Here is a 4,052-nt window from a genome sequence, read left to right as displayed (position 1 = left end):
TGGTCTGCTGCAGGACGGGGCCCGGATCTACCGCGTGATCGAGCTCGTTGCTCAGGGGCCGACTGGAGAGGTCGTCGTACCCATGATCGTCATCAGGCGAGGCGACCTTCTCAGCCGAGCGCTGCCTGAGCTTGCAGTCGAGAACCTCGTGGAGGACGTGCGAAAGACCCTCTTCGACTAGAGCCCGATTTCCCAACGGCCTGGTGCCGGCGGACCCTTCCGTATGGGGATCGTTCAACGGGCTGCTGAGCCGGAGGGTGCTGCTCTCGGCCGCGCTGTGCGTCGCGGCCGAGAGCAGGGCGACACCGGCGGCCCCTCGCCGGTCTGTCGCGTGCGGCGTCAGCGAAGTCCCCACTTCTCGACCGCACCGCCACAGTAGAGCCACCAGCGTGCTGCCCGAACGTCATTCGAGCCGGACGCTGCTGCGCAGCTCGCCGCCGCTCCACGTCTCGAGAACCCACCGATCGGGACCGGGCGGCGCGCCCACTGCTTCCCCGGCCACTTCCCGGGCCCGCTCGGCGCAGCCGTAGATTCCGATGACGTCCGGCGTCTCGGCCCAGAAGGCGCTCCGCTGAAGGAGGTAGTGCTCACCGTCGATGCTGATCTTCACACCACGGATCCTCGTCGGCCGTGGAACTCCGCGCTGAGGCTGGCACGAAGTGCGACTTCGTTGGCGCGCATTTTGTAAGAGGATCGCGCAACGGGCATGTCGACTCGACTGCGCTCGATCCGCGCTTCCAGTCCCCTAGTGTTCGGTCATGCTGATCCACCGCGCACGTCCGGCCCTCGTCATGGGCGCCGCGCTCGTTCTCGTCCTCACCGGTTGCACCGGCGCGGGAGGAACCGCGGAAGCGGGTGCCGACTCGTCGCCGTCGGCATCCGTCGCGACATCGACGTCGACTGCGACGGTGACCACGCCGTCACCGAGTCCTTCGCAGACGCCCGCAGCGATGGCGACGGCCTGCCAGGACGCAATCACCGTGGACCTGGACGCTGAAATTGGATCCGGGCGCAGCGGGTACTTCGTCCTGACGAACGCGGGTCCGCAGTCCTGCACGCTCGTCGGATACCTCGAGCCGGCCGCGATCGATTCCGCCGGCGCAGCGGTCACGACCGTCGAGCACTCCGACCTCAACGACGTCGAAGACGTCTCCGTCGAGCTCGCGCCTGGAGCGTCTGCGTACTCGTGGGTCTTCTGGGACGACTCACCCGACACGATCGCCTCCTGCGAGCAGCGCGAGGACGCCGAAGCGCTCGAGGTGACCATCCCAGGGGCCTCCGCCGCGAAGCGCATCGAGACGGGCGCTCTTCCGCTCTGCGACGGCAGAGGCAGCATTCTGCACCTCGGGCCCATCGACAGCGAGCAGCGCTACGCGAGCAAGGGCGTCTAGGGCAGACCGATGGTCGAAGACGTCACTCCGAAGCGGCTCGACGCTGCTGCGCCCGCGCTCTCGGTCGTCGGTGTTGTCGGCGCGCTCGTCAGTGGCGTTCTCGGGGCGGCAGGGGCTGGCCTGTCGGTGCTCGCATTCGGGTGGTGCATCCCGGTGTATCGAGACTTCCTTATCTTCCGAGACAACCCTGCTCGCGACTGCTTCTCTCAGCCCGAGGGGCTGTTCATTGGGTGGTTCCTTCTGGTGGGCCTCGGCGCCGCACTGTCCTTCGTGTGCCTCATCGTCGGGGCCCGCCCGAGCTGGGATGGGCGCGGCACGCGTCGTGTCGCTGCCGGCCTCACCGGATTCCTCATCGTCGCAACGATCACGACCGTGAGTGCTGTGCTGACCTTCCCGATCAACCAGAGCGCCTAGACCTTGCAAAGCGTCCCGTATGGGGATCGTTCTGCGGATCACCAAGTCGCCGGGCCGACCTCCGCCGGGTGCCGTGGTTCAGCGAGAGAGCTCCCGCTGTCAGCTTGCGCGGACCGACAGGTTCTTGCCGAGCTGGGTCCAGCCGTCGCCGGTGGCGTCGTCCGGTACGGCTTCGTCGGGGTGGATCTGTACCGTCCAGTCGTTCTGCTTTGACAGCTTCTCGCCGCAGCCGCTGACCGGTTCGTCGCCCTCGTTGACGATGACGCAGTGTCCGGTTCCCTCGCGAGGCAGGGCCAAGTAGAAGTCGAGGCCTTCGACCGACCCGGCGAACCGGATCGAATCGGGATCGAGCTTGTCTCCGACGCTGCTGAGCGAGGGGAGTGCGTCCTGCTCTTGCTGCGCCCTGTCGTAATCCGAGTACACGGTCGGGTCGTCGTAGACGCTGGTGCCCTGTGCGCACCCGGCGAGAAGAGGAAGGGCCATGAGCGCGACCGCACCGATCTTGAATCCGTAAGTCGGTCGTTTGTGGCCCATGGCGTCCCCCGTTGCGTTTCGCTCACCATACTTCGCCTGAACTTTAGAGCACCGGCTCTCATCAACGGAGCGAAGAGCGCGAGGCTGCCCGTTCCGTATGGGAATCCCCATTCGGAACCGCTGCCAAATGATTCAGTCGCTGGTGATACTCCATTACGCAGAGTATGTTTCGGGCATGGAAGAGATACGCGAGCCACGGGTGTGGATCATGACGGTCCTAGCCACTGGACGAGCGCACGGCTACGGCATCATGGCGGCGGTGCGCGAGCTCTCCGACGGCGCGATGATGATGAAAATCCCGACTCTCTACGCCGCGTTGGAGCGTCTCGAGCGTCAAGGGCTCGTCGCCGCGGATGGCGATGAAGAGGTCAACGGGCGTCGGCGCCGTTACTTCCGGCTCACCGATGCCGGCGCCGCCCGCCTCGCAGCGGACGCCGAGCGCCTGGCGCAGCTCGAACGCGCCGCATCCAGTGCTACTCGCCACCTCGGCCGGATCGCGCCAGCATGAGCAGGTCTCCGCTCGACAACTACCGGCGGGCTCTGCGCTGGTACCCGGCAGCATGGCGGCGAAGCCGAGGAGACGCCGTGATCGGCGCATACCTCGATCGCGACGAGGCGACCGGAGCGAACGGCCCATCCCGAAAGGACCGGCTCGACTTGGCGTGCGCGGGAGCTATGGAGACCGTTCTCGGGACACTTCGTCGGTCGAGGCTGGTGACGACAGTCATTGGCGTGATTCTGCTCCTCACCGCAGCCTTCCTGGGATCGGTGACTCTCGGAGTGGGCGGACGGATTATGACCGTCGTCACCGGCGGGTTCGTGGACCTCGTGGGTCGCTCGTATGAGGCACCGGTGTTGATCACCGCTGGGCTCGTCGCCCTCGCTTGGCTGCTCATGGCGATCGTCGCTCTCCACCGCGGCCGTCGGTGGCTTTCGCTTGTCATCGCCGCAGGTGGCGCAGCATCCGCATGGACGACATATGAGCTGGCCTGGTCAGGTCTCGCCGCACCGGTCGATGGGCGAACGCCGGTGATGTTGATCCTCCTTAGCGCCGTCGCTCTGGCGGCATCACTCGCCGCCGCCATCGCCGCTGTGCGCGCCGCAATTCTCGAGCCGGCCGCGCAGTGGACTATCGGCGCCACTGCCGCAGCACCCGTCACCGGCGCCTGGATCCTCGCGTCACTCGGCCTGCCGACGAGCGTCACTCAAGCCCTCGTCCTCATCGGCAGCGCGCTCGCATTGCCGGTGTCCCTCGCGATCACCGGCGGGAGCATCGCCTTCCTCGGTGTCGGCGTTCAGCGGCGCACACAGACCGATGCTTCGAACCGGAGGACTCCACTTCTGCCGTCGGCCTGAATGCGTCCGAAAGACCATCGCTGGTCGGGCGTCTGGGAGGATCAGCGCATGTTGCCGGATGCCGAGCTTGCCACAGCGCTCGAGGCTGTCGGGATGCGGCGGCGTCATCCGGTTTCGGAGTACGACTACCGGATCGATGACGTGCGGCTGGTCGCTGGTCTGCTCGACTTTCGGCTTGTGCAGGTCGGCGGTCACACGGCTCGGATCAGGATCGCGTTGCCGTCGTCGGGAAATGATCAGCCCTGGATCTATGCCACCCCGCGAGATGCTGCGGACTGGACTTCGCAGCTGCTCGTGTGGATCGATGAAGAGGTGGGGACCGGTGGGCTTTCCGGCGGACGACTCCGAGTTGAGGAG

At 66.5% G+C, this 4,052-nt stretch carries 8 protein-coding genes; 6 read left to right on the top strand and 2 right to left on the bottom strand.

Annotation, left to right across the window (positions count from 1 at the left end):
* Positions 1 to 181 (top strand): hypothetical protein (locus C5C54_RS18165; RefSeq protein ID WP_219812227.1); only part of this gene is annotated, 181 nt, incomplete at its 5' end.
* A 222-nt stretch (positions 182 to 403) separates the two neighbouring features.
* On the opposite strand, the gene C5C54_RS17350 is transcribed toward C5C54_RS18165, so the two are convergent.
* The gene (locus tag C5C54_RS17350; RefSeq protein WP_104288892.1) at positions 404 to 610 is read right to left on the bottom strand and encodes a hypothetical protein; all 207 of its coding nucleotides are present in this window, start codon (positions 608 to 610) and stop codon (positions 404 to 406) included.
* 148 nt (positions 611 to 758) lie between these two features.
* Here C5C54_RS17350 and C5C54_RS17345 point away from each other — a divergent pair, with 148 nt between their 5' ends.
* Complete coding sequence (locus C5C54_RS17345; RefSeq protein WP_104288891.1) at positions 759 to 1,391, top strand: DUF4232 domain-containing protein; 633 nt, start codon at positions 759 to 761, stop codon at positions 1,389 to 1,391.
* Between the two features lie 9 nt (positions 1,392 to 1,400).
* Positions 1,401 to 1,805 carry a hypothetical protein gene (locus tag C5C54_RS17340; protein WP_104288890.1) on the top strand — a complete coding sequence of 135 codons (405 nt, stop codon included), beginning with the start codon at positions 1,401 to 1,403 and terminating at the stop codon, positions 1,803 to 1,805.
* A gap of 99 nt (positions 1,806 to 1,904) precedes the next feature.
* On the opposite strand, the gene C5C54_RS17335 is transcribed toward C5C54_RS17340, so the two are convergent.
* Positions 1,905 to 2,339, bottom strand: coding sequence for a hypothetical protein (locus tag C5C54_RS17335; RefSeq protein WP_146078897.1), 435 nt, complete (start codon positions 2,337 to 2,339; stop codon positions 1,905 to 1,907).
* A gap of 175 nt (positions 2,340 to 2,514) precedes the next feature.
* On the opposite strand from C5C54_RS17335, the gene C5C54_RS17330 reads away from it, so the two are divergent.
* From C5C54_RS17330 to C5C54_RS17320, 3 genes are all read left to right on the top strand, one after another.
* Positions 2,515 to 2,847: a PadR family transcriptional regulator gene (locus tag C5C54_RS17330; RefSeq protein WP_104288893.1), complete on the top strand. Its 333-nt coding sequence runs from the start codon at positions 2,515 to 2,517 to the stop codon at positions 2,845 to 2,847.
* Between the two features lie 77 nt (positions 2,848 to 2,924).
* Complete coding sequence (locus C5C54_RS17325) at positions 2,925 to 3,695, top strand: hypothetical protein (protein WP_104288888.1); 771 nt, start codon at positions 2,925 to 2,927, stop codon at positions 3,693 to 3,695.
* 48 nt (positions 3,696 to 3,743) lie between these two features.
* The coding region (locus tag C5C54_RS17320; RefSeq protein ID WP_146078896.1) for a hypothetical protein at positions 3,744 to 4,052 on the top strand (309 nt) is incomplete at its 3' end.

The sequence above is a fragment of the Rathayibacter sp. AY1F2 genome (assembly GCF_002930885.1).
GTDB lineage: Bacteria > Actinomycetota > Actinomycetes > Actinomycetales > Microbacteriaceae > Rathayibacter.
The sequence above is the reverse complement of the archived record's forward strand: the minus strand, read 5'-3'. Positions and strand labels throughout refer to the sequence as shown.

Excerpts from the sequence above, each read along its gene's own strand:
- C5C54_RS17345 (WP_104288891.1), top strand. The coding sequence starts at position 759 with ATGCTGATCCACCGCGCACGTCCGGCCCTCGTCATGGGCGCCGCGCTC.
- C5C54_RS17340 (WP_104288890.1), top strand. The coding sequence starts at position 1,401 with ATGGTCGAAGACGTCACTCCGAAGCGGCTCGACGCTGCTGCGCCCGCG.
- C5C54_RS17335 (WP_146078897.1), bottom strand. The coding sequence starts at position 2,339 with ATGGGCCACAAACGACCGACTTACGGATTCAAGATCGGTGCGGTCGCG.
- C5C54_RS17330 (WP_104288893.1), top strand. The coding sequence starts at position 2,515 with ATGGAAGAGATACGCGAGCCACGGGTGTGGATCATGACGGTCCTAGCC.